The organism is Comamonas sp. 26 (genome assembly GCF_002754475.1).
Lineage (GTDB): Bacteria > Pseudomonadota > Gammaproteobacteria > Burkholderiales > Burkholderiaceae_C > Comamonas.
Genome location: NZ_PEFL01000001.1, coordinates 2541854 through 2567096 on the forward strand (window position 1 = coordinate 2541854; position 25243 = coordinate 2567096).

The window sequence follows — 25243 nt, forward strand, 5'->3', positions numbered from 1 at the left end:
TGTGCTGTAATGCCCGACGGACGAAACAGGGGTGTCCTTCAGGCAAAACAGCCTGCGCGGACTGAGAAACACCCTGAGGGCCATGCCCTCTGCACCCGATCCAGATCATGCTGGCGTGGGGAGTTTCACAAGCTGCAAAGCATGCCGCGTTTTGTCCTGCACATGGCTGGGGTTCATGTGCAAGGCTGAAAAACGAATTGCACATGTCATTGCTACAAGCTTCTTCAAAGATCGCCATTCTGGGCGGCGGCCTCATGGGTCGCCTCCTGTCCTTGGCGCTGGCCCAGCGCGGTCACTCCATTGATCTCTATGACGCTCATGGCCCGCAAGGCGATGGCGCTGCCGCACGCGTGGCCGCTGCCATGCTCGCGCCGCTGGCCGAGTCGGCCATTACCGAGCCCGGCGTGGTGCGCATGGGTCAGCACGCGTTGAACCGCTGGCCCGAGCTGATCGGTCAGCTGAACCAGCCGGTGTTTCTGCAGCAAAACGGCACGCTGATTCTCTGGCACCGCCAGGATCAGAGCGACGCCGCACGCTTTTTTGGCCTGCTGGAGAAAAACCGCCGCATCAACCCCAGCCTGCCGGCCATGGAAGAAAAAACGGGCGCTGCGCTGCAGGAATGCGAGCCCGCGCTGCAAGGCCGCTTCAATCAGGCCGTCTATCTGCCCGGTGAAGGCCAGTTGGACAACCGCCAGCTGCTGGCTGCGCTGGTGGAAAAACTCAGCGCTCTGGGCGTCAACCTGCACTGGGACAGCCCGCGCGAGCTGAGCGACTTCCGCCCCGGCGAAGCAGGTCAGCCCGACTTTGTGTTTGATTGCCGGGGTCTGGGCGCCCGCACGCAGTGGAAGGATTTGCGCGGCATTCGCGGCGAGGTGGTGCGCATTCATGCGCCTGAAGTCACGCTAGCCCGCCCCACGCGCTTGATTCATCCGCGCTACCCCATCTATATCGCGCCCAAGGAAGATCACCTGTTCGTCATTGGCGCCACCGAGATCGAGTCCGACGATATGTCGCCCGCCAGCGTGCGCTCGACGCTGGAGCTACTCTCCGCAGCCTACACCGTACACCCCGGCTTTGCCGAAGGCCGGATTGTGGAGATCGCCACCCAGTGCCGCCCCACCCTGCCCGATAATCTGCCCGCCGTACGCCTGATGGCCCCGCGCACCATGGAAGTCAACGGTCTGTACCGCCACGGCTTCATGATCTCGCCCGCCATGCTGGACGTGGTGCTGGAGCTGGTGGACCACAATGACTCGCCACTGGCCCGCGAATTTGATGTCGCAATCCACCGCGCCTAGAGCACCTGAGCCTGAACTTTGGCGCACAGCACTTGCACCCGCAGCGCGCACAAGCAATGCGGCGCATGGGTTTAAGTTAGCGCCAGCCTATTTTTTCGTTGTAAAGCCATGAAGATCACCCTCAACCAGCAAGCCACCGACCTGCAAGCCAACGCCACCGTGGCCGATGCGCTGGCGCAAATGCAGGCCAAGCCCCCATTTGCCGTGGCGGTCAATACGATTTTTGTGCCCAGGACACAGTACGCGGCTCACAGGCTCAACGAGGGCGACAAGATGGAAGTCATCTCCCCCGTCACCGGCGGCTAAAACCGACAAGAACAAATCATGAACACCAAGACTACCGACGACGCACTGGTTCTCTACGGCCAGCGCTTTGAAAGCCGCCTGCTGCTGGGCACTTCGCGCTATCCATCGCCAGCGATTCTGGAAGCGGCTGTTGAGCGCTCCAAGCCCGCCATGGTCACCGCTTCGCTGCGCCGCCAGGGCAGCAATACGGCCGATGCCGCCGAAAACGGTGCCAGTTTCTGGGAGCTGCTGCGCAAGCTGAACGTGCCCGTGCTGCCCAATACCGCTGGCTGCATGACGATTCAGGAAGCCATCACCACGGCCCAGATGGCCCGTGAAGTGTTTGACACCCCGTGGATCAAGCTGGAGCTGATCGGCGACGACTACACGCTGCAGCCCGATACGCTGAACCTGGTCGAAGCCGCCTCCATCCTCATCAAGGACGGCTTTCAGGTGCTGCCCTACACCACCTACGACCTGGTGCTGTGCCAGAAGCTGGTGGACGTGGGCTGCCAGGCCGTCATGCCCTGGGCCGCGCCCATTGGCACGGGCCGTGGTCCCGTCAACCCCTACGCCATGCAGATGCTGCGCGAGCGCCTGAAGGTGCCGCTGATTGTGGATGCCGGTCTGGGCCGCCCATCGCATGCCTGCACGGTGATGGAGTGGGGTTATGACGCCGTTTTGCTGAACACCGCCGTCGCTCTGTCTGAACACCCCGTGGCCATGGCCGGAGCCTTCTCGGATGCCGTCAACGCCGGTCACGCTGCACACCGCGCAGGTGCCATGGCCGAGCAGAACTCCGCCCAGCCAAGCACGCCCGTGCTCGGCACCCCTTTCTGGCATCAGGAATAAAGGCTACCGTCATGGACTCCGCAGAAATTCAGGCACTAGTGCAAGCCCTCATTCACCAGCATGGCGCGGCCTTTGGCGCACAGCGGCACAACGATGCCAACTCGGTCGAGCTGACACCTCAGCCCGTGCCGCCTGCGCTGCGTGGAGAGCCCGCCTATCTGGCCGCGCTTGAGGCCTGCAGTGCGCTGGGCTTTATTGCCGTGGATGCGGAGACTCTGGCTCAAGCCTGGCAGCGCCAGAGCGAGCGCACCAACCAGTTCGACGTCACGCACTGGCCCGATGAGCCGCGTGACTTTGGCCTGAGTGGCGCTGACCCCGCGCTGGCCTTTGCCCACTGCCCACGCAATCTGGGCCTGTACGGCGTACTTCCCACTGCCGAATGGGTGGGCCGCATGGCCCGCGCTGGCGTGCCCACGGTACAGCTGCGCTTCAAGTCTGATGACAAAGCCGCTGTGGCCCGCGAGATCAAGGCCGCTGTCGATGCAGTCAAGGACACCGGCGCACACCTGTTCATCAACGACCATTGGCAGGCCGCGCTGGATGCGGGTGCCTACGGCATCCACGTCGGCCAGGAAGATCTGGATGTCATCGGTCATCGTGATCTGGAGACCATTCGTACCTCGGGCACGCGCTTTGGCGTCTCTACCCACGGTTACGCCGAAATGGTGCGTGCCCATGCCGTGCAGCCCAGCTATATTGCGCTGGGCGCGGTCTTCCCCACCACGCTCAAAAAGATGGCCACTGCGCCCCAAGGCCTGGCTCGTCTGGCCGCTTATGTGCGTTTGATGAAGCAGTACCCGCTGGTTGCGATTGGCGGCATCTCTGAAGACATGTTCCTCGCCGTGCGCGCCACAGGCGTGGGCTCAGTCGCCGTGGTACGTGCGCTGGTCAATGCGCCAGACCCGGAAGCTGCTGCCAAGCACTTGCTGGAACGCATGCAGGCCGCCGCTTAAAAACGCAATTACTCCCAAAACAATAGCTGTCAGCGCTTGATATATAAGCGCTGACAGCTATTTCCATTTAAAACTCCGAATGCCCGCTGCCTGCGGGCATTTCTGTTTCAGACATGCCGAGAAGCCCCTCGTCATCTGGGTTTTCTACATGGGCGCAAGCCCACTACGCAGTACAAGTGGACGCACAGGTGACAACCCTGAGCCTTACAACCCCTGCAGCGCCGGTCCCACACGCGACAATGGGCCGGTTACCAGTCACGCATAAGACAGAACATGGACGAACCAATTCTTAGTATTGAAGAACGTGAGGCGATCAACTCTGGTCGCTGGTTTTCATCCCTTTCGCCCTCTTTGCGGCACGACATTCTTCGATGCGCTTACGTCAAACGATACAAAGATGGAATGCTCATCTGCGCTCGCGGCGAACCGCCCGAGGAGTGGATTGCCTGCGCACGTGGTGCGGTGCGAGTCAGCTCCACCTCCATCACGGGCAAGCAGATCACGCTGACCTATGTGGAGCCGGGAATCTGGTTCGGCGATGTGGCGATTCTGGACGGCGACAAACGCACGCACGATGCCTATGCCCATGGCGAGACCACGCTGATGTGCGTCTCCAAGGCGGACTTCAAGCGCATTCTTTCCCAGCATGTGGAGTTCTCCGAAGCCATGCTGCGCCTGAACGCGCGCCGGGTTCGCCAGCTCTACGGTCTGGTGGAAGATCTCAACACCTTGCCGCTGCGTGCGCGTCTGGCCAAACAGTTGCTGCACCTCACACGCAGCTATGGCGTGATGAGCCTGTCGGACAGCAGCGAGATTCGCATCGGTCTGCATCTGGCGCAGGAAGAGCTGGCACAGTTGCTTGGCGCATCGCGCCAGCGTGTGAATCAGGAACTCAAGTCCATGGAGCGCGAGGATGTGATTCGCATCGAACCGGGCGGCCTCATCGTGCGCGACCGGGCCACGCTGCTGCGGATTGCCGATACGGATCATTAGATAGAAATCACCCCCTGAGCGGCTTTGCCGCTTCCCCCTCTCTCTTCGGGAGGGGGACGATGCCATCGCCGCGAGGCGGCTCTTGCTCGGCATCCCTCACCTCGGTCGTGACAGTTTTCACGGCCCGCGTCTTTCTCGCTTCTTTGCCGCGTTCTGCGGCAACTCCCTCCCCTTTCACGCATTCGCTCGCTGCGCTCTGGCACAGCTCGGCGGCTTGCGTGCGGCCATCACAAATCGAACAAAGGATTGAACCTGCATGAGCACTTTTGACCATTTTGTCGGCACCCGTGCGGTGTCCGATCAGCATGCTTTTGATATCGAGGTGATGACCGCCTGGCTAAGTCAGCATGTCCAGGGCTTTGAGGGGCCACTGCAGGTCGAGATGTTCAAGGGCGGCCAGTCCAACCCCACCTACAAGCTGGTCACTCCCGGCAAAAGCTATGTGATGCGCGCCAAGCCCGGCCCGGTGGCCAAGCTGCTGCCCTCAGCCCATGCGATTGAGCGCGAATACCGCGTGATGAAAGGCCTGGCCGGTACCGATGTGCCCGTGCCGCACATGTATGCGCTGTGCGAGGACGAGTCCATCATGGGCCGCGCCTTCTACATCATGGAGTTTATGGAAGGCCGCGTGCTCTGGGACCAGTCCCTGCCCGGCATGACGCCCGAGCAGCGCGCCGAGATTTATGACGAGATGAACCGCGTGATTGCGGCCCTGCACAGCGTGAAGTTTGCCGATCAGGGTCTGGCCGACTATGGCAAGAGCGGCAACTATTTCGAGCGCCAGATTGGCCGCTGGAGCAAGCAATACGTCGCCTCCGTCACCCAGCCCATTCCCGAAATGGACCAGCTGATGGCATGGCTGCCCGCCAACATGCCCGCCAGCGCTAGGGATGAGAGCCGCGTCTCCATCGTGCATGGCGACTACCGGCTGGACAACCTGATGTTCCACCCCACCGAGCCACGCGTGATCGCCGTGCTGGACTGGGAGCTGTCCACGCTGGGCCACCCGCTGGCCGACTTCAGCTACCACTGCATGAGCTGGCATATCCCGGCCGAGCTGGGCCGTGGCATTGCGGGGCTGGATATTGCCGCTTTAGGCATTCCTGCCGAGGCCGATTACATCCGCCGCTACTGCGAACGCACGGGCCTGCAAGACATCGCCACGCTGCACCGCGACTGGAACTTTTACCTGGCCTACAACATGTTCCGCATTGCGGCCATTTTGCAAGGCATTGCCAAGCGCGTGGAAGCCGGAACGGCCTCCAGCGCACAGGCCAAGGCCTCTGGCGACACCGCCCGCCCCATGGCTGAGCTGGCCTGGTCCTTCGCCCAGCGCAGCTAAGTTTTTAACCACGACATTTTTTCGTCTGACAACAAGGAGCACTCATGGACTTCGACTACGCGCCCAAGACCAAGGACCTGCAGCAACGCCTGCTCAAGTTCATGGATGAATACATTTACCCGGCAGAGAAAGACTATGCCGCCGAACTGCTGGCCAACACCGCCGCCGGCAAGCGCTGGACGCCGCTTGAGACCATTGAAAAACTCAAGCCCAAGGCCCAGGCCGCCGGTCTGTGGAACCTGTTTTTGCCCGTAGACAGCGCCGAAGCCTCGGGCTACCACGGAGCAGGCCTGACGAATCAGGAATACGCACCGCTGGCCGAAATCATGGGTGCCGTGCCTTGGGCCTCTGAAGTCTTCAACTGCTCGGCGCCCGACACCGGCAATATGGAAACCATTGCCCGCTACGGCAGTGCCGAGCTGAAAGACCGCTGGCTCAAGCCTCTGCTGGAAGGCAAGATTCGCTCCGCCTTTGCCATGACGGAGCCTGAAGTCGCCTCGTCAGACGCCACCAATATCTGCACCCGCATTGAACGCCAGGGCGACGAATACGTCATCAACGGCCACAAGTGGTGGATCTCCGGCGCAGGCGACCCACGCTGCGCGGTCTACATCACCATGGGCAAGACCGATCCCGAGGCCGCCAGGCACTCTCAGCAGAGCATGATCATCATCCCGGCCAATGCCAAGGGCATTCGCATCGTTCGCCCGCTGAACGTGATGGGCTATGACGATGCGCCCCACGGCCACATGGAGATGTATTTTGAAAACGTGCGCGTGCCCGTCGGCAATATCCTGCTGGGCGAGGGCCGTGGCTTCGAGATCGCTCAGGGTCGCCTTGGCCCAGGCCGCATTCACCACTGCATGCGCCTCATCGGTCTGGCCGAGCGTGCGCTGCAGCTGATGTGCAAGCGCGCCAGCAGCCGCACCGCTTTTGGCAAGACCGTGGCCCAGCAGACCGTAACGCAAGAACGCATTGCCGAGGCGCGCTGCAAGATCGACATGGCCCGCCTGCTGACGCTCAAAGCCGCCTGGCTGATGGACGTGGCCGGCAACAAGGTAGCCCGCACCGAGATCGCCATGATCAAGGTGGTCGCACCCAGCATGGCCTGCGAGGTCATCGACTGGGCCATGCAAGTGCACGGCGGCGGCGGCATGTGTGATGACTTCCCTCTGGCCTACGCCTACGCGGCGGCGCGCACACTGCGCTTTGCCGACGGCCCGGATGAAGTGCACCGCAACGCCATTGCCAAGTGGGAACTGGGCAAGTACGGCAGCTATGGCAAGAACGCCGAAGTGCCGGTGACACGCGGCGGCTAAGTTTCAGCCCGCGCTTGAAAACGACCCCACATGCCCATGGCAGCGGGGTTTTCTTTTTTCCTGGATGGCCCTGCCGCTATCAATCAGGAAGCTGCTTGCGCTTGATCTGAATTGAATTCACTCATAAAACCATTCAATATCAATATAAATAAAGCGCAAGCAGCTTCTCTATTAATAGCATCAAGCCTGCCAGACCGGCTTGCTATAGTGGCCCGATGAAGCTTGCCCACCGACTGCTGACCATCGCTCTGGCCGCATGGTGTCTGCTGATCTCCTCGCTAGTCGCTGCACAGACGCCATCCACAGAGCCGCTGCGCGTGGGCTCCAAACGCTTTACCGAGTCCTACATCCTGGCCGAAATACTGGCCCAGACCGCGCAGAACGCAGGCGTCAAAACGCAGCTGCGCCAGGGGCTGGGCAATACCGCCATCGTTTATGAGGCTCTGCGCTCGGGCCAGATTGATGTCTACGCCGAGTACACCGGCACGATTGCGCAGGAAATCATCAAAGACCCAGCGCACAGAAATCTGGTCGAATTGAACCGCGCCCTCGCGCCCATGGGCCTTGCGGCGAGCGTGCCGCTGGGCTTTAACAACGGCTATGCGCTAGCCATGCACCGAGACACAGCACGCAAGCTTGGCTTTAGCCAGCTCAGCGATCTGGCCCGCCACCCCGAGCTGCGCTACGGCCTGTCCAACGAATTCATGGGCCGCGCCGATGGCTGGAAAGGGCTGGCCCAGCGCTACCAGCTCAGCGCCACGCCCAAGGGGCTGGACCACGGCATTGCCTATGAAGCAATTTCCCAGCGGCACATCGATTTGATGGACATCTACACCACAGATGCCAAGATTGATGCTCTGAAGCTGCAGGTGCTGCAAGACGACAAGGCCTACTTTCCGCATTACGACGCCGTGCTGCTGTACCGCACCGACCTGCCACAGCGCCAGCCCACCGCATGGGCCGCGCTGCAGTCATTGCAAGGCCGCATCAACGAAGCGCAGATGATTCAGATGAACGCACAGGCTGAGCTGCAGGGCCAGAGCTTTGCCAGCATTGCCCGCCAGTTCCTCAGCGGTGCAGCGCAGCCCTCGTCGATCCAGTCTCAGACCCGCAGCTTTGCAAGCCAGCTTTGGCAGCGGCTGGTGGCCGACGACCTGTGGCGGCTGACCGGCCAGCACCTGCTGCTGGTGCTGGTTTCCGTAGGCATTGCGGTGCTGATTGCCGTGCCCGCAGGCATTGCGCTGTTTCCGCATACCCGGCTGCGGGCGCTGGCGCTGGGTGCTGCGGGGGTCATGCAGACCATTCCCTCGCTGGCCCTGCTGGCCGTACTGATTGCCGCAATGGGCGCTATTGGACGCGCACCCGCACTGGTGGCATTGACGGCCTATTCCATACTGCCCATTTTGAGCAATACCTGCGCGGGTCTGGCTGAAGTCTCACCCGGACTGCGCAACGCCGGGCTGGCGCTGGGCATGTCCCGCCCTACGCTGATGCGCTGGATTGAACTGCCCATTGCCATGCCCACGATCACTGCAGGCATACGCACCGCCTGCGCCATTGCGATTGGCACGGCCACCATTGCCGCCTTTATTGGCGCTGGCGGACTGGGAGAGCGCATCGTTACCGGCCTGGCCCTGAACGATAGCGCACTGATGCTGGCAGGAGCCCTGCCCGCCGCCGGGCTGGCGCTCATCAGCGAACTGGGGTTTGAGCTATGGGAGCGCTCGCTGCGCCGCAAGCGGCGGCAGCGCTAGGCTCGCAAGCCCCGGCACCAACCTTAAAAAGTCTCCCATTCGTCATCACCTGCCGTAGTGCTGGCGGGTTTAGGCTTTGCAACCGGCTTGCTGGCAGACAAAGCCGCCGGGCTGGCTGCTGCTTTACCAGCAGGCTTGATAGAAGGCCGGGCCTGAGCAGGTGCCGTCATTCGCACGGGTGCTTTGCGAAAATGGGCGGCCGGTGCCAGAGCTGGCATGGCCTGAGCGTCGAGCTTGAAGAAGCTCACGGTCTCAGCCAGCGCTGCCGCCTGTCCGCGCAAGGCGTCCGTCGCTGCAGCCGCTTCTTCCACCAGCGCGGCATTCTGCTGGGTCATCTGGTCCATTTGCGTGACGGCTTGCGTCACTTGCTCAATGCCCGAGGTTTGCTGGTGGCTGGCCACCGAGATCTCACCCATGATGTCGGTGACGCGGCGCACGCTCATCACGATTTCATCCATGGTTCTGCCCGCCTCATCGACCTGATTGCCGCCCTCTTGCACCTTGGCAACAGAGTCATCAATCAGCTGTTTGATCTGCTTGGCGGCCTCAGCCGAGCGCTGAGCCAGCGTACGCACTTCAGACGCCACCACGGCAAAGCCGCGACCTTGATCGCCTGCACGTGCAGCCTCCACCGCCGCATTGAGCGCCAGAATATTGGTCTGAAAGGCGATGGAGTCAATCACGCCAATGATGTCCACAATCTTGCGCGACGAATCATTGATAGCCGACATGGTCTGCACTACCTGAGCAACCGTGGCACCGCCGCGCACGGCAACCTGCGATGCAGCGGCAGCCAGCTGATTGGCCTGCTGGGCATTGCCCGCGTTTTGCTGCACGGTAGAGGTCAGCTCTTCCATGGAAGCCGCAGTCTGCTCCAGCGAGCTGGCCTGCTCTTCGGTACGCGAGGACAAGTCTTGATTACCGCTGGCAATCTGACTGCTGGCCGAGGCGATGGAGTCTGTGCCCTGACGCACCTGACCCACAATACGCTGCAAGCTGGTGTTCATATCCTTGAGCGCCTGCAGCAGCTGGCCCACTTCGTCCTTGCTTTGCACTGTGATGCTTGCGCTGAGATCGCCTGCCGCCACGGACTGTGCTAGTTTCACGGCCGATTCCAGCGGACGCGAGATAGAGCGTGCAACCACTACCGCCAGCGTCACGCCGATGACGAAAGAACCGAGCAGCAAAGCCATCACCCACCAGCGGGCCGCTGCATAAAGGTCGTCACCCGCCTGATTGGTTTCCTCGGTCGCCTGGGCGTTGATATCGGTCAGCGCATCCAGACGCGTATTGATTCCGCGACTGATCTTGAGCGAATCGCCCCGCAAGATTTCGCTGGCATCATCGTTGAGCAACTGGTGCGATAGATCCACCACTTTGGCCGTCTGCACCGCATAGGCTTTGAGATCCTCACCAATTTCCGCCAGCAGCGTCCTTTCCTTGTCGGTTTTCACATATTTCGAGTAAGACTGCTGGTTCTGGAGCAGTTCATCCCAGAGTTTGGGCATGCTCTTGTCATAGACCGCCATCTCCTCGGTCGACTGCGCGATCACATGCTGCATGGTCTGCGAACGATAGCGCTGCAGCTGATAACGCATGTCCTGCAGGTTCTTGGCTGCCGGCAGCCACTGACGTGCCAAATCGGTAGCCGTGGCATTGACACGCTCCATCTGGACCAGGCCATACAGACCCGATACCGCACTGATCAGCAGGATCAGCACAAAAGACACCAGCAGCTTGTTGGCCAGCTTGAGATTGCGAAAGAAGTTCATGGGAGATTGGGGGCCCGGGCGACCTGCAAGGTCTGGCACCTGCGAGAGAGGGAAAGTGGGAAAGCGGTCCAAGAAAGCACGTGCACACTGCGCGCGCCAGCGAATTCTATTCAGAATCTGTTACTGCCAGTAACTACACCCATGAATAAAAATGATGGAGGTATCAGGGACATAGCTGGGCTAAAAAGAAGCTCCGATAAAGCGCTCGAAAACCTTGTCAAAGGCCATTGCATCCCCAAAGCCGCCCGGCATGAGAAAATCAACAGTTATTTATCAACAAGAACACTACGGATTCACCATGGAAGCAGAACGCGTCAACTCTATCGGCAACACCCTCCAAGATCTGTCCGAGCGCACGGCAGATCTCCGGAGGTATCTTTGACTACGATGCTAAATACGAACGCCTGCGCACAGTAAACGCCTCGCTGGAAGATCCTGCCGTCTGGAACGACCCAAAAAAGGCACAGGAGCTGGGCAAGGAAAAGAAGTCGCTCGACAACGTCGTGTTGACACTGGAAAAGCTCACCGCCGAGCTGGCTGACAACGCCGAGTTGTTCGAGATGAGCAAGGAAGAAGGCGATGACGCCGGCCTTGAAACCATCGAAGCCGAAACCGCCAAGCTCAAGCCGCTGATCGAAGAACTCGAATTCCGCCGCATGTTCGGTGGCGAGGCCGATCCGCTGAACTGTTTCATCGACATTCAAGCCGGTGCCGGTGGTACCGAAGCCTGTGACTGGGCCAGCATGCTGCTGCGCCAGTACCTGAAGTACGCCGAACGCAAGGGCTTCAAAGCCACGGTCGAAGAAGAGACTCCAGGCGATGTGGCCGGCATCAAGAGCGCGACCATCAAGGTTGAAGGCGAGTACGCCTATGGCCTGCTGCGCACTGAAACCGGCGTGCACCGCCTGGTGCGCAAGAGCCCGTTCGACTCGTCCGGCGGCCGCCACACCAGCTTCTCGTCGCTGTTTGTCTACCCCGAGATTGATGACTCTATCGAGATCAACATCAATCCGTCTGACGTGCGTACCGACACCTACCGTGCCTCTGGCGCCGGTGGTCAGCACATCAACAAGACCGACTCTGCCGTGCGCCTGACCCACATGCCCACAGGCATCGTGGTGCAGTGCCAGGATGGCCGCTCGCAGCACAGCAACCGCGATGTGGCATGGCAACGCCTGCGCTCGCGTCTGTATGACTACGAGATGCGCAAGCGCCAGGAAGAGCAGCAAAAGCTCGAAGACACCAAGACCGATGTGGGCTGGGGTCATCAAATCCGCTCCTATGTGCTGGACAACAGCCGCATCAAGGACTTGCGCACCAACGTCGAAGTCTCGGCCACCCAGAAGGTGCTGGACGGCGACCTGGATGTGTTTATCGAAGCCTCGCTCAAGCAAGGCCTCTGATCCTCGAAAGGAATCGATATGCTGCAACTGCGTGACGGGCAAGCCCCGGCCACCGCCATTTACCGCGCCGACTACGAGGCTCCGGCCTGGTGGATCGACACGGTGGATCTGACTTTTGACCTGGACCCGGCAAAGACGCGCGTGCTGAGCAAGATGCGCGTGCGCCGCAACCCCGATGTGCCAGCTCAGGCTCTGCGCCTTGATGGTGACGAGCTGAATCTGGCCCGTGTCATGGTCAACGGCGGTGGGACCTCGTTCAAGATGGACGGCGACCAGCTGGTACTGGAGAACCTGCCCGAAGGCAATGAGCCTGTGGAGCTGGAGATCTTCACCACCTGCTGCCCCGCCAAGAACACCAAGCTCATGGGCTTGTATGTGAGCGAGGACACTTTCTTCACGCAGTGCGAAGCAGAGGGTTTCCGCCGCATCACCTACTTCCTGGACCGCCCTGATGTGATGGCCATGTACACCGTCACACTGCGCGCCAGCAAGGCCCAGTACCCGGTGCTCCTATCCAACGGCAATCTGGTGGATTCCGGTGAGCTGGAAGATGGCCGCCACTTTGCCAAGTGGGTCGATCCGCACAAAAAGCCCAGCTACTTGTTTGCACTGGTCGCTGGCAACCTCGTCGCACGCGAACAAAAGATCAAGAGCCGCGCTGGCAACGAGCACCTGCTGCAGGTCTTTGTGCGCCCCGGCGATCTGGAAAAGACCGAGCACGCCATGAACTCCCTCATGCACTCTGTGGCATGGGATGAGGCGCGCTTTGGCCTGAGCCTTGACCTGGATCGCTTCATGATCGTCGCCACCAGCGACTTCAACATGGGTGCCATGGAAAACAAAGGCCTGAACATCTTCAACACGAAGTACGTTCTGGCCAGCCAGGCTACTGCCACCGATACCGACTACGCCAATATCGAGTCCGTCGTCGGCCACGAATACTTCCATAACTGGACGGGTAACCGCGTCACCTGCCGCGACTGGTTCCAGCTCTCGCTCAAGGAAGGCCTGACGGTCTTCCGCGACCAGGAATTCAGCATGGACATGGCAGGTGCCGCATCGGCCCGGGCCGTCAAGCGTATCGACGATGTGCGCGTGCTGCGCACCGTGCAGTTCCCCGAAGATGCTGGCCCCATGGCTCACCCCGTGCGCCCCGACAGCTATATCGAGATCAACAACTTCTACACGGTCACGATCTACGAAAAGGGCGCGGAAGTCGTGCGCATGCAGCACAACCTGGTGGGCCGCGAAGGCTTTGCCAAGGGCATGAAGCTGTACTTCGAGCGCCATGACGGCCACGCGGTAACTTGCGACGATTTCTCGCAAGCCATTGCCGATGCCAACCCCGAATCGGCGCTGGCCCAGAACCTGCAGCAGTTCCGCCGCTGGTATAGCCAGGCCGGAACGCCCGTGCTCAAGGCCGTGGGCCAGTACGACGCTGCCGCTCAGACCTACACGCTGACGCTATCGCAAAGCTGCGCCCCCACCGTGGACCAGAGCGAGAAGCTGCCTTTTGTCATTCCCGTGCAAATGGGTCTGCTCACGGCCGCCGGTCAAGCCATTGCGCTGCAACTACAAGGTGAGGAAGCCGCTCAAGGCACCAGCCGCATGCTGGTTCTGACCGAAGCCGAACAAAGCTTTGTCTTCACCAACGTGCCAGAAGAGCCTGTGCCATCACTGCTGCGCAGCTTCAGCGCCCCCGTGGTGCTGGACTGCGAATTCAACGATGCCGATCTGCTGACCCTGCTGGCACACGACAGCGACCCATTCAACCAATGGGAAGCCAGCCAGCGTCTGGGCCTGCGCTACGCTCTCAAGTCCATAGCTACTCCGGCTGATACAGCAAGCGCTAGCGGCCAATCTGGCACTGAAATTCTGCCTGCAGATTTTGTGCAAGCCATGCGCCGCGTGCTGCAAGATGACAAGCTGGACGCCGCTTTCAAGGACTTGGTGCTCACGCTCCCGTCCGAGAGCTACATCGCCGAACAGCTGGCCGAGGTCGACCCGCAACGCGTGCACGCCGTGCGCGAAGCCATGATCTTGCAACTGGCCACCACGCTGCAGCCCGAATGGGAAGCCACATGGGAAGCCAACCGCGACACCGGTGCCTACACGCCTGACCATATCAGCGCAGGCCGCCGCGCCCTCGCCGGTCGCTCTCTCTCCATGCTGTGCCTGAACGCCGCCCAGACAGGCGATACCATCTGGCCCGGCAAGGCCTACCAGCGCTGCAAGGATGCAGGCAACATGACCGACCGCATGGCAGCTCTGGCTGCTCTGGTCTACAGCGCAAGCCCCTTGGCAGAGCAGGCACTGCAACGCTTCCATGCGCTGTTCAAGAACGATGCGCTGGTGCTGGACAAATGGTTTGCCCTTCAAGGCGCTGCCAGCGACCGCGGCGGCAATGTGCTGCCCGCTGTCCAGGCACTGATGAAGCACCCTGACTTCCAGATCAAGAACCCCAACCGCGCACGCAGCCTGATCTTCAGCTACTGCAACAACGCTGGCGCCTTCCACCGAGCTGACGCCGCCGGTTATGCCTTCTGGGCCGATCGCGTGATTGAGATTGACGGTTTCAACCCCCAGGTTGCCGCCCGCCTCACCCGCGTGATGGACCGCTGGAAAAAGCTGCCCGAGCCCTACCGCGCCGCAGCCCGCACAGCCCTTGAGCGTGTAGCCGCCAAGACCGACCTGTCCAACGATGTGCGCGAGGTGATTACCCGCGCTCTGGCGGACTAACAAGTACCCCTGAGCCGCGTCGCGCCAGGGGCACTGAAATGCAGATCATTAGCAGATGCACACCCCATCAAAGCATCTGCTCGTATTTTTAGGAGTTGAACCATGAAGAAGAACATTAGCCTGACCCGCTACCTGGTCGAGCAGCAACGCGTGGACGGTCTCATCCCCGGCCAACTGCGCCTGCTGCTGGAAGTGGTGGCCCGCGCCTGCAAACGCATCAGCTTTGCCGTAAACAAGGGCGAACTCGGTGACGTGATGGGCACTGCCGGCAGCGAAAACGTGCAAGGCGAAGTGCAAAAAAAGCTGGACATCATCGCCAACGAAACACTGATCGAAGCTAACGAATGGGGCGGCCACCTGGCAGCCATGGCCTCGGAAGAAATGGAAGGCATCTACGTGGTGCCCAACCGTTATCCTCAAGGCGAATACCTGCTGATGTTTGACCCACTGGACGGCTCGTCCAACATCGACATCAACATGTCGATTGGCACCATCTTCAGCGTACTCAAGAAGCCCGAAGGCCACCCCGGCGTTCATGAAAGCGACTTCTTCCAGCCCGGCACTCAGCAAGTCGCCGCCGGTTACTGCATCTACGGCCCACAGACCACTCTGGTGCTGACCGTGGGTGACGGCGTTGCCATGTTTACCCTGGATCGCGAGCAAGGCTCCTTCCTGCTGGTCGAAGAGAACGTCAAGATCCCGGAAGACACCAAGGAATTCGCCATCAATATGTCGAACATGCGCCACTGGGACGAGCCTGTGAAGCGCTATGTGGACGAAGTGCTGGCCGGCAAGGAAGGCCCGCGCCAGAAGGATTTCAACATGCGCTGGGTAGCAGCCATGGTCGCCGACGTGCACCGCATCTTGTGCCGCGGCGGCGTCTTCATGTACCCCTGGGACAAGCGCGAACCACTGAAGCCCGGAAAGCTGCGCCTGATGTACGAAGCCAACCCCATGAGCTGGCTGATCGAACAAGCCGGCGGCATGGCCACCAACGGCCGCGAGCGCATTCTGGACATCCAGCCCACCCAGCTCCACGAACGCGTCAGCGTCGTCCTCGGCTCCAAGAACGAAGTGGAACGCGTAACCCGCTATCACCTAGAAGCGGACGAAAAAGCGCTATAATTTTAGACTAACGCCGGTGTAGCTCAGTCGGTAGAGCAGCTCATTCGTAATGAGAAGGTCGGGTGTTCGATTCATCTCTCCGGCACCAAGTAGACAAAGAAAACCCCGCTATCTAAACGGTAGCGGGGTTTTGCTTTTTCCGGGGTATGTAAGGGCGGATGTAAGACGATTTCGGCAATGCCGCCCAGCGCCAGCAACAAAAAACTCTCGCGCGCGCGGGCGATGCATGCGTCAAATCAGGCACTCAGTGCGGGGATCAGTCCCAAGTGCTCAGGTCGTGAGCGTATTCATCGCGCTCTCGAATCCAACCATCGTCATCTGTGCGCAGGGTCTGGACTGGCGCAGCCTTGGGAGACTTCCAAGAGTGGCGCGCGCTGGCTCTTTGCTGTGCTGCGCGGGCTGTGTGCAATCGGTCGTGGCGCGGTGCTGTCCGTTGGGTGCGGTGGCCCACTACAGTCCATAGCTCTGTCAGTGAATTGATGGTGTTCGGGTGCTTTTTTGAAGGCGTGGAATGTTCAATCCCTACACAGGATAGGGTTCGATGTTTCCCCCCCTCTTTTTCAATCCCTATTGGGTTCTGTTCAATCCCTATGGAGTTTGGCGCAGGCTTGTCCTGGGGAGTTTTTTTCGATGGCCTGATGGTGTTTACATCAATGCCCAACCCTTGCATGGCTGCCGTCGGGTCGCGTTCGATAGCAGCCACCAGAACGGGCCATAGCGGCCCATTCGCCACAGGCAGGCCCAACGCCTCGCATCGCTGCAAAACTGCGGCAATGGCCCATTGCTTCACCACCCCCGCATCTTCGCCCCAGCATGTTTCAAGCCAGCAGGCCCAGCCACCGTAGAAAAGAACTGTTCTCGCAAACGCTTGAGCGCTACGCGGTCGATAGGTGTACTGCCAACGTGTGCGCCATCTTTCACAGGCAATAGCAGCGCATGCAGATGCTTTGCAGATTCGTCACAGTGAATAACGGCACTCAGCACAGGCAGGGACAAGGCACCCCTCAGCCACGCTAAGCACTGCACAAAGTAGGCGTCAGGGTCGGCAATTTCAGTCATCTGCGGCAGACTGAAAACTGCCTCGATGGCTTGACAGTGGTCGCAGCGCAGTTTGTCCATGTTTACACCCACGGCAGTCAGAAGGTCATCCGCTAAGGCTTGCACTTCAGTAGCGGACTCAGGCCCGTGCAAAACGATGTTGCCGTGGGTACGTGTCGGGTCTATGCGACCAGTAGCACCTTGCTCTGCCTGAATCTCGCGCAGGTTGTGGCGGGCGGCCTCCAGCAGAGTGCAGGGCTTGCGGCCGTTCACGCGGGACAGGCCGATACTCTTAACGGCAAAGTGAGCGATGCTTTCAGCCATGCAAAGCCTCCCCGTTCTCGAACATCTCACGTTGAGTGGGATGTAGCTTGCGTGCTCGTGCTTTGTTGATTGCATTGGCGCGGCGGTAGGCGTGAGCAGCCTTTGCACGCAGGGCTGCGCGGGCCTTGCGAACCTGGATACACCACGCATCAGCACCAGCATCTCGGGCCTGCGCGATGATGCTTTGCGGCAACTTGTACGCGGCAACAATCACGGTCCGGCCATCGCTGCAACCCGTGGCGCGCTCGTCGCTATTTATAGGCCAGCCGTAACGGTCGGTTAGGTAGTGCACATGCGCAGCGGCGCGCATTGTGCCCAACTCGGTCATGGTGTCGCCTGCGGTCAGGACTTCGCCTGCCAACATACGGGCCAGGACTTCAGCACAGGCACTATTCAAGCGCTGCGGATATGAGAAACTGCGCTTGTTCGGGGCGCTCGGGTTTTCTTTGGAATGCTCGGGCGTTTTCATTTGCCAGCCCTCCCCCATTGAAACCATCGGGACGGGGCGGCGCACCACGCGCGCAGCAATAGATGATTGATGGCGGTCTTCATTCCGCTGCCCCCAGCACGCGCTTCAATTCGCTAACCGGCCAGGCTAGACGGCCATTGATGCGAATTGGGCGGATAGGGCCGTTTTCCATGCATGCCCAAGCCCTTAGCGTTTGCTGCGCTCGGTTCAGGTGATGAGCGGCGCAGGCTGTTTCAACGGCGTGGCGGGTTTCGCAGTCAAGCGGGATGAAATTTTCTTGCCTAGCAGGCGTAAGAAGTTTGGGCATGATTGCTCCAGAAAATCGAATAGGCAAGCCACAAGTGGCTAACTTTTCCAATTTCCGCAGCGTGGTAGCGACCGCAGGTTATCGCGGTGTCGTCATATCGCAGACGGCTGGCGCATAACGTCAATGACGTATGAACTCACGCTTCCTAATGCCCATCTGGCGAGGCACCCTAGTTCAAGGGGTTGTGGCTTTCCACAATGTCATCACTCATTGCAAGCGAGTTACTCAGATGTTCTGAATCATACATCAGCACTCATCTTGCTTCAATTACCAGCCACTACGCGCAGCTTGCCCGGCTCTTGGGTACTGTCAAATTTCACCTCGGCTTGTTCAAGTATGTGCGCTTCAATACATTCCAAAAACGGGCGCAGGGCATCAATGCTGCGCGGTCTGTAGCCCTCAGCGGTTGCGCTTGGCTTGTGACCCATCACTTGCGCGATAGCCCCAGCAGGCGCCCCGGCAGCCTCACCCAGCAGCGAAAAGGAACGGCGTAGACCATGGATAGTCAGGCCCTCGATTGCAGCGCTTTGCAGAGCTTTGGCATGGCTGGCACGAGTGTCGGTAATGCGTCCAGCCTTCCCCGTGCTGGCAAACACATACTGCCCCACCCTCGGCAACGTTGCCAGCATGTGCGCCAGGTATGCACTCAGGGGAATGGTTCGGGTGGCGTCCACCTTGTCGGCAATGGTCAGCTTGCGCCACTGAAAATCCACATCGGCCCATTTCAAGGCGGCCATTTCCTCACGGCGGGCACCCGTCAGCAGCAAGGCACGGAGATAGACGCTTGCGGTGCGGTTGTTCAGTTGCTCCACGCCAGCCCACCAGCCGGGTACCTGAGCGGCTTCCAGGGCGTCGGTGCGACGTGTGTTGCTTGGCAGGGCTTCCACGATGGCGGCGGCCTTGCCAGCATCGCGGTCTGTCAGGTTCCGATACTCCGGGCGGGCAGCGCACCAGCGCATGAAGCCCCGGAACATCATCAAAGCGCGGGCGGCTTGGTGCTTGCCGGTCAGGGCTTCGCTGTCAAACCAGCTTTTCAACGTGTCCTCATTCACCCCGGCCAGCGGCAGCGCCAGCAGCGGATACAGCGGCCCCGGCCTTGTCACGCCCTGTCCTCGCTTTTTTTGTTCACCGCCAGGGGCGGCCATCGCTTCAAGGTCAGCACGGTAGCGCGGCTTCCATGCCTCTTTGCGCTTGGGTTTGCCGTTCTCCAAGTACAGCGGCCAGATTTCCCCCACGGTCACGGCCTGGGCGACGGCGGCGGCCTGGGCCTGCTCTTCAGCGAGGGCGGAGGCCAATGCCTCACGCTTAGGTGTGCGCGGGTCGGTGCCTTCATCAATCAGCCGTTGCAGTTCTCGGGCTTTGGCTTGCGCTTGGGGAATGCCCCAGGCATCAGGGCTGCCAATGGTTATGCGCAGGTCTTTGCCTTGATACACGCCTTGGAACACGTAGGCGGGTTTCCCGGCAGGCGTCATACGTAAGCCAAGGCCAGGGACTGTGCTGTCCCACAAAAACGCCTGTTTCTTGTCGAGCGGGCACTTGAACCCCGATACCCGGCCAGCGGTGAATGCAATCTTTGCCATGCAGTGCCCCTTGCGGTCTTACATCGGCCAGGATGTAAGGGCGGATGTAAGACAATTTTCTAAAAATCAATCAACACAGCCGAATGATGATTTCGCATGAATTCATTCTAAGCTATTGTTTTTTATTGATTATAAAGAGAATTATCAACAGAACCGAACACTTCAAAACAGGCCTATCCCATCATTCGTAATGAGAAGGTCGGGCGTTCGATTCGTCTCTCCGGCACCAAGTAAATAAAGGAAAGCCCGCTATTTAAAAGATAGCGCGCTTTTTCTTTTTCTGTTACGTGTAGCCACTGTGTAGCCACTGGTACATAGTTTTGCACCTGCAGGCACGCGGCGCAGGCGGCCCGGCTTTGACACCATCAATCATGTGCTTGGTGCACGGGGAGCCCACTTGGCAAGAAAGCCAATCCATGCCTGAGCGCTGGCGCAGGTGGATTGTGGGCGCGGCTGCATAGAAAGGCATGAGACCATGCACTCCGGTTGAGCCGCCCACCTTGCCTGTTATGACTGGCCAGTCCGAAAGCATCGACAGACTGCGATCGGCCACAAGCTGCCATTGAACAAAGACAGAAGAAGTCACTCAACCAGCTAAATGCCTTAGCTTGCGAAATGCACGAGTGCTTAGTTGAACCTCACTCATGAGGCATCAACTTGCTCTCCCTGTTACGAAGTGCCGACTAAGCGCAGTTAGTCCTGAATTTCTTAAAGCTAGCTTCTCCCGAATATCGTCCCAATCCAGGAACATCGCTATGGACTCAACCTGTCCTTGGGGATTTAACTTGAATGCAGAGAGGCCCGTAGTTTCACCATTGTTTTCAGTTGCGTACCTAGAGATTTGGGCGCCAACCAATTGCCGCGCCTTCAAAACGTGATCAGCGATGTGACTGCGTACCAGCATATGAAGATCACCTATGCATTGAAGGTACTCTCGCATGGCAAGGGTTAGCAGAACTTTCGCAGGCATTTCATCAAGAATCTTGCTTTTGAACCCACCATCTACTGCAAGGTAGCGCTGCTCTGCGTATGGTTGAACTGAAACCTCTAGACCCTCGCTAACACGTTTGACGCCCTGAGTTACGCTATGTACCGCAAGTCCACAGTGTTGGACATGATTGCGTAGGGCCTCCAAGAAACGATAACTAAAGAACTTGTCGTAATGTTCTCTGGTACGCAGCTTGAATTCACTTCGCGCCTTAGCCGGATCTGCAGCGCAATCCGCTAATCGCTGAGGCGCCTGATCAAGGTAGAGCCGCGTCGCTGTTAGTAAGTTGACGACGCGCCGATTGATAGTCGAGCGTAGTTCGAAAAAGTCTTGATAGTCGTTGAGGTTTCGAATGGCATTGCTAGCTGATGCGGTGAGCAGTTCCCTTTCGACTTCGACATAGTTTCCTAAAAGGAGGTCATACGACTCTTCAAGCTCAAAAGCTGCCGTAAGCGCGGTGCGGGCTACTGCGAGTTCTTCAAACAATTCCTCATTGATCGGCAGTTTCGGCGCATGACCAATGATTTTTTGTTGTAGGTACGGAGTCATGAGGTTCAGTGCTATGTAAAACGCTTCAACCCACAGACCGCATGCGTTGCCTGCGGTCGAAATTGATGCGTATTTCGGTTGAATTGAACGCCTGTGCTGGTTGCGGCTCACCGGTCTGCTGATTGTGCCCGACGGAGTCCGGTGATAAGTTGTCAGCGGCGGACTGCAAAAGCAGACACTCAGTTTTCGGCATGAGCAGTGAGGTCTGCTGCAAGACGTCCGCTTGATTAAGGCTTGGGCGAGCCCGTCATAAGGTCCTCGATCCTGAGGTAGGCATTAATGCTTTCCAGAATCTTCTTTGCCTCAGGTTCGAACTGTACTCGTTGATCGTTGAAATCGTTCCATATCCCATTGGGATTGAACTTGCGCATGTCCCCTGCCCTTGGGAACTGCTTTGGCATTTCACGGGAAAAATTTCCGACAACGCTCCCGACTAATGTCAGATTTTTGTGCGCTTTGTTATGAAACTCTCCGATCATGTCACGAAGAGACTTCGGCAAGATAGGTGATGCAGCAAGCTTTTCAAGTTCCCTAACTTGGTCATTAAACTCCTTCGTGTACTCGACGAGTGCATGCTCATATTCTTGCCAACGCGCGAGAACGATCGCAGGGTTGGTGATTGGCTCAGACGCCACCTGGTCAGGCATGGCGGGGTCAGTAGGCTGGACTTTCTCAAAGTACTTTTGCATGTGCTCTGCCGAAACGATGCCACCTACGAGCGGACTATAAAGTTTCTCTCTTTCGTCTACATCGACTTTGATTTCGTTCGGGAAGAATTCGGAGACGTATGCGTCTGCCATTCGCAAAGCGTTCAGGGAGACGATTTTGTCAAGGTCGAAGGAATTCAAGAAATCGGATTCTGACTTGTTCTGAAAGTAGAGAAGGATCTCCTCGAATGCCTTCAACTGAAGCTTGAAGGTTTCTGTTCGAATAGGGGCGAACAGAGTTTTTCTGGCCTGTAGGTAAGAGAGGACAGTGATAACAGCGACAACAATGAAGAAAAAAATGTTGACAATGTTTTTCAGTGCTTCGATCCGCTCCATGCTCCCCCCTATTAATGCTTGCAAACACTATAGCCTGCATATAGCTCAGGTAGGAGGACCAGTGCTGTACATCACCAAGGGTGGCTGAGTGACAGCTTTGTAGTTTTGATGTGGGCGGCTGGTCTGGGTCGTTCTGCGGCACTCGCTCATGTGTCGATTGCCTTCGGAGACCAGATCCAGACGGCTTCAAAGTTGGTTCCGACGAATTTCGCCGTAACACCGCCTATCAGCATCCAAAACTAGAGCCACGTTATCCGGACACGCTTGCCCGCTGCGTCCATGGCCTCCATGACATCACCACTTGAGCCGGCAGGAATAGCCAAACGCACCAGCGCACTTGGCCTGTATAGCCCGCGCCCCTCACTCAACACCCGCTTTTCCTTCATCAGCACACGCAAACGGTCATCAACGGTCGTCTCTGGTAGTTGCAAATCTTTCAGTAGCGCTGCGCGAGACACACACACAAGTAGTCCGCCTGGCCGTCTGTGCAATCGCCATAGCGCATCCATCACCATTGCTGTCGTTGCGCCATGAGGTAGCCGCTTGCCCGCCGTCTTAGCCATGGGAAAACTCAGAAGTTAATTTCATATAACTCACTGATATTAATGTCATTTCATCCCATCGGTTCTTATCAAATCTCAGAGCGTCACCCCTCTAGGGTTTGTCTTGAAATCTGCCCACCTTGACACTCCGTTCCGTGTGCACTTCCATGTAATCGCACGGCAATTCACCAAAGGCCACGGTGAGGAGCTGTGCATCGACTGGGCAGAAAAATGTTTCAAACGAAGACAGACTCGAACCACAAACGCCGCACGGCGAATAGCTCGCTCTCAGTAACGACGAAGCGCCCCACTGCGTTGATCCCGAACTTTGATGAGCTGCCTGATTCCGCGTTAGTGCGTCAAGCGCAGTTGGTGCGCGACCCCAAAAACCCAACCCGCCCTGCGCCGCTGCCGTTTTCTCCTTCCACCTTCTGGCGCAAGGTGGCCGCAGGGGAATTTCCGAAGCCTCTCAAACTGGGCGAGCGCATCACGGCCTGGCGCGTGGGCGAAGTGCGTGCCTGGATCGAATCTCAGGCGAACTCCGTGCAGGAGGTCAAGCAATGAATGCACTTGCTAAACCCACTCTGGCCCAAGCAATACATCACAGCGCCGACACATTCCGCGAGACCATCGAGCCTCAGCAGTTTCCTGATCTTCTGACGGAAAAACGCCCGTATGTAAACACTGGAATTGCCGCCCACTGGGTGGCCAGCCGCCGCGCTGCGCCCTCGCCCACCACAGGTACCTGTTCAACTGCATTGCCACCGAACCAACGGCGGGGCTTCGTGCAAAGAGGTTGGCAGAGATGGGGCGTTATGTAGCTTCTGATGCGGCTGAGCTGGCTGACTGCGTGCATGCCGACATGCTCAAAGCCATCAAGCAAGGCGGTGCAGCATGACCACCAGCACCACCTCCTCCACCCAAGCCGAAGGCTGAATCATGAATACGAAAAAATCCGCTGCCAGCAAGGCAGTGAAGGCCGCCGCATGTCTGAAAGAGCCCGCCAGCACAGTGGCCCTGCCCTCCATGAAGCAAGCGATGCTGACCGCCGTGGCGTTGATTCAGCAATCTTTAAATGGCTTGGAGCTCGTTCGCATCCATGACGAGGAATGGGATGAGCGCGATGTGGATGTGGACTACGCAGTTCGACTGGTCCATGAATGCTTGGACAAGCTGCGCGATGGATTGCCTGACGAAAGAACCATTTTTGACCATCAATGGTTCACAGCGGGCGCCATCATCAATCTGTGCGTGAGCGCCTTAGTGCTGCGCCTAAACGAACTCAACAGCCTTGCCATCTCTGTTCTGGGTAATGACGACAGCCGGGATACCAGCGAGATGCAGAAAATTTTGACAGGTGACGCCGTATGAGCAACAAAAACACAACCACTGAACTGAACCCTGAGAACTGGCCCACGGGGTACATCCATGCTGGCGCTGCTTTGCACCGCATCATTGAGACCCAGGGGAAAGCGGCCGCTTACCTGCCGGAGAACTCCCACCTAGTGCGGGAGCTTGCCTATTACTGCCCGCCCCACCTGGAGCGCCAGACCTTTGATTTCTTGTTAGAGCTGCACTTGACCGAGGGCAAGAGCGCGGATGAAGTGGCTGAAGAAATGGACCGCATTCTGGCCTTCCGCTTCGGCACCTTCGGCTCAGTGGCGGTCACCCTTGAGGCACACGGCATGGATGACTGGCTGACTCTTGAAGAGTGTTTGGAGTGCCTGCAGAGCATTCCCGGCCTGCCCACAGCCGAGCTGGAAGCCCTTATCAGTCAGGCCCAAGAGGCCGAGCGCCACAAGAATTACACCGAAGCTTCCTACCTGATGAAGTTCATCGCGGCACAGCAAGGAAAAGAAGTGCTGGCGCTGCCTGAGCACACCACGCTGTGGGACAAGATGGTGCTGAACGCACCGCCCGAGTTGATCGAGGCGTTTGCGCAAGAGGCCCAGGCCATGGGCCTGATGCCCCCGGTCACCCATGTGGACGCCCAAGGGCAGCCCGTCTTTAGCCTGGAGCAGATCGCCAATCAGCTGGGCACCACGGTGCAGGAACTGGAGGAGCACATGGAAGAGCGCTCCGAGCTGAAAGGCATGCTGCAGTCTGGCCCGGCTTACCCGCTGCACTAGGGGTTGAGGCATGGCCAACGGGCGAAACAAAGGCGCCAAAGGTGATGCCGGCCGCGATGCTGGCGGGTTTATCGCGCTCCCCTGGAGCGTGGTGGACTCGCCTGCATACGCGACGCTTTCTATGCATGCCCGCTGCCTTCTGATCGAAGTTTCGCGCCAGTTCGTGAAAGACAACAATGGGCGACTTTTGCTGTCACGCGCATACATGGAAACACGCGGCTGGAAATCCTCCGACATGCTGACAAAAGCAAAGCGAGAGCTCCTGGCCACGGGCTTTATCTACGAGACCGTAATGGGGCACCGCCCCAACAAGGCCAGCTGGTATGCCGTGACCTGGCGTGTGCTGGACAAGCACCCCGGGTACGACGCTGGCGCTGCTGAGGGGTTTGTGCGCGGGGCTTATCGGTTGGGGGTGGGATAAGGCGTCCTTGCCGAGCCT

General features: G+C 58.9%; 21 protein-coding genes, 1 tRNA gene and 1 riboswitch. Of the genes, 16 read left to right on the top strand and 6 right to left on the bottom strand.

Annotated features, from left to right (window positions below; genetic code table 11):
• Window positions 1-17: 17 nt before the first annotated feature.
• Window positions 18-139: riboswitch (TPP riboswitch) on the top strand.
• Window positions 140-203: 64 nt separating this feature from the next.
• The 8 genes from CLU84_RS11620 (at window position 204) to CLU84_RS11655 (ending at window position 8796) form a co-directional block, all read left to right on the top strand.
• On the top strand, window positions 204-1298 hold the full coding sequence (locus CLU84_RS11620; protein WP_099737304.1) for an FAD-dependent oxidoreductase: 1095 nt from the start codon (window positions 204-206) through the stop codon (window positions 1296-1298).
• Window positions 1299-1406: 108 nt separating this feature from the next.
• Window positions 1407-1604, top strand: coding sequence for a sulfur carrier protein ThiS (gene thiS, locus CLU84_RS11625; protein ID WP_099737305.1), 198 nt, complete (start codon window positions 1407-1409; stop codon window positions 1602-1604).
• An 18-nt stretch (window positions 1605-1622) separates the two neighbouring features.
• Window positions 1623-2435, top strand: a complete 813-nt coding sequence (locus CLU84_RS11630; RefSeq protein ID WP_099737306.1) for a thiazole synthase — start codon at window positions 1623-1625, stop codon at window positions 2433-2435.
• Between the two features lie 11 nt (window positions 2436-2446).
• Window positions 2447-3388 (top strand): thiamine phosphate synthase, encoded by a 942-nt coding sequence (locus tag CLU84_RS11635; RefSeq protein ID WP_099737307.1) that lies wholly within the window; start codon window positions 2447-2449, stop codon window positions 3386-3388.
• Window positions 3389-3661: 273 nt separating this feature from the next.
• Window positions 3662-4381, top strand: coding sequence for a Crp/Fnr family transcriptional regulator (locus CLU84_RS11640; protein WP_099737308.1), 720 nt, complete (start codon window positions 3662-3664; stop codon window positions 4379-4381).
• Window positions 4382-4637: 256 nt separating this feature from the next.
• A complete protein-coding gene (locus tag CLU84_RS11645; RefSeq protein WP_099737309.1) occupies window positions 4638-5723 on the top strand; it encodes a phosphotransferase in 1086 nt (361 codons plus the stop codon).
• Between the two features lie 44 nt (window positions 5724-5767).
• Complete coding sequence (locus CLU84_RS11650; RefSeq protein WP_099737310.1) at window positions 5768-7042, top strand: acyl-CoA dehydrogenase family protein; 1275 nt, start codon at window positions 5768-5770, stop codon at window positions 7040-7042.
• Between the two features lie 215 nt (window positions 7043-7257).
• The gene (locus CLU84_RS11655; protein ID WP_099737311.1) at window positions 7258-8796 is read left to right on the top strand and encodes a glycine betaine ABC transporter substrate-binding protein; all 1539 of its coding nucleotides are present in this window, start codon (window positions 7258-7260) and stop codon (window positions 8794-8796) included.
• Between the two features lie 23 nt (window positions 8797-8819).
• On the opposite strand, the gene CLU84_RS11660 is transcribed toward CLU84_RS11655, so the two are convergent.
• Entirely contained in the window at window positions 8820-10568 is a 1749-nt protein-coding gene (locus CLU84_RS11660) for a methyl-accepting chemotaxis protein (RefSeq protein WP_099737312.1), read from the bottom strand.
• Window positions 10569-10866: 298 nt separating this feature from the next.
• Here CLU84_RS11660 and prfB point away from each other — a divergent pair.
• The 4 genes from prfB to CLU84_RS11680 all read left to right on the top strand — a co-directional run bounded on the left by prfB (window position 10867) and on the right by CLU84_RS11680 (window position 15923).
• Window positions 10867-11971 (top strand): peptide chain release factor 2 gene (gene prfB / locus CLU84_RS11665; protein ID WP_099737313.1). Its coding sequence is split into 2 segments (ribosomal slippage): window positions 10867-10947 and window positions 10949-11971, totalling 1104 coding nucleotides; the frame shifts between segments, so codons are not numbered across the junction.
• Between the two features lie 18 nt (window positions 11972-11989).
• Window positions 11990-14710, top strand: coding sequence for an aminopeptidase N (gene pepN / locus CLU84_RS11670; RefSeq protein WP_099737314.1), 2721 nt, complete (start codon window positions 11990-11992; stop codon window positions 14708-14710).
• A 102-nt stretch (window positions 14711-14812) separates the two neighbouring features.
• On the top strand, window positions 14813-15835 hold the full coding sequence (locus tag CLU84_RS11675; RefSeq protein ID WP_099737315.1) for a class 1 fructose-bisphosphatase: 1023 nt from the start codon (window positions 14813-14815) through the stop codon (window positions 15833-15835).
• Between the two features lie 12 nt (window positions 15836-15847).
• Window positions 15848-15923 (top strand) — tRNA-Thr (locus CLU84_RS11680).
• Window positions 15924-16621: 698 nt separating this feature from the next.
• Here CLU84_RS11680 and CLU84_RS11690 read toward each other — a convergent pair.
• From CLU84_RS11690 to CLU84_RS11710, 5 genes are all read right to left on the bottom strand, one after another.
• On the bottom strand, window positions 16622-17197 hold the full coding sequence (locus tag CLU84_RS11690) for a plasmid recombination protein (RefSeq protein WP_158235188.1): 576 nt from the start codon (window positions 17195-17197) through the stop codon (window positions 16622-16624).
• Window positions 17190-17666 (bottom strand): hypothetical protein, encoded by a 477-nt coding sequence (locus CLU84_RS21885; RefSeq protein WP_158235190.1) that lies wholly within the window; start codon window positions 17664-17666, stop codon window positions 17190-17192. The genes CLU84_RS11690 and CLU84_RS21885 overlap by 8 nt, the downstream gene beginning before the upstream one ends.
• 570 nt (window positions 17667-18236) lie before the next feature.
• Window positions 18237-19553, bottom strand: a complete 1317-nt coding sequence (locus tag CLU84_RS11700) for an integrase family protein (protein ID WP_099737319.1) — start codon at window positions 19551-19553, stop codon at window positions 18237-18239.
• 652 nt (window positions 19554-20205) lie between these two features.
• Entirely contained in the window at window positions 20206-21201 is a 996-nt protein-coding gene (locus tag CLU84_RS11705; protein ID WP_144445446.1) for a hypothetical protein, read from the bottom strand.
• Between the two features lie 116 nt (window positions 21202-21317).
• The gene (locus CLU84_RS11710; protein WP_099737321.1) at window positions 21318-22133 is read right to left on the bottom strand and encodes a hypothetical protein; all 816 of its coding nucleotides are present in this window, start codon (window positions 22131-22133) and stop codon (window positions 21318-21320) included.
• 773 nt (window positions 22134-22906) lie between these two features.
• Between CLU84_RS11710 and CLU84_RS11720 the strand changes: the two genes are divergently transcribed.
• The 4 genes from CLU84_RS11720 to CLU84_RS11735 all read left to right on the top strand — a co-directional run bounded on the left by CLU84_RS11720 (window position 22907) and on the right by CLU84_RS11735 (window position 25225).
• On the top strand, window positions 22907-23239 hold the full coding sequence (locus CLU84_RS11720) for an AlpA family transcriptional regulator (RefSeq protein WP_099737323.1): 333 nt from the start codon (window positions 22907-22909) through the stop codon (window positions 23237-23239).
• Between the two features lie 375 nt (window positions 23240-23614).
• On the top strand, window positions 23615-24046 hold the full coding sequence (locus CLU84_RS11725) for a hypothetical protein (protein WP_144445447.1): 432 nt from the start codon (window positions 23615-23617) through the stop codon (window positions 24044-24046).
• Entirely contained in the window at window positions 24043-24804 is a 762-nt protein-coding gene (locus tag CLU84_RS11730) for a hypothetical protein (protein ID WP_099737325.1), read from the top strand. The genes CLU84_RS11725 and CLU84_RS11730 overlap by 4 nt, the downstream gene beginning before the upstream one ends.
• Window positions 24805-24814: 10 nt before the next feature.
• Window positions 24815-25225, top strand: coding sequence for a hypothetical protein (locus tag CLU84_RS11735; RefSeq protein WP_199173724.1), 411 nt, complete (start codon window positions 24815-24817; stop codon window positions 25223-25225).
• The last annotated feature ends 18 nt before the right edge of the window (window positions 25226-25243 follow it).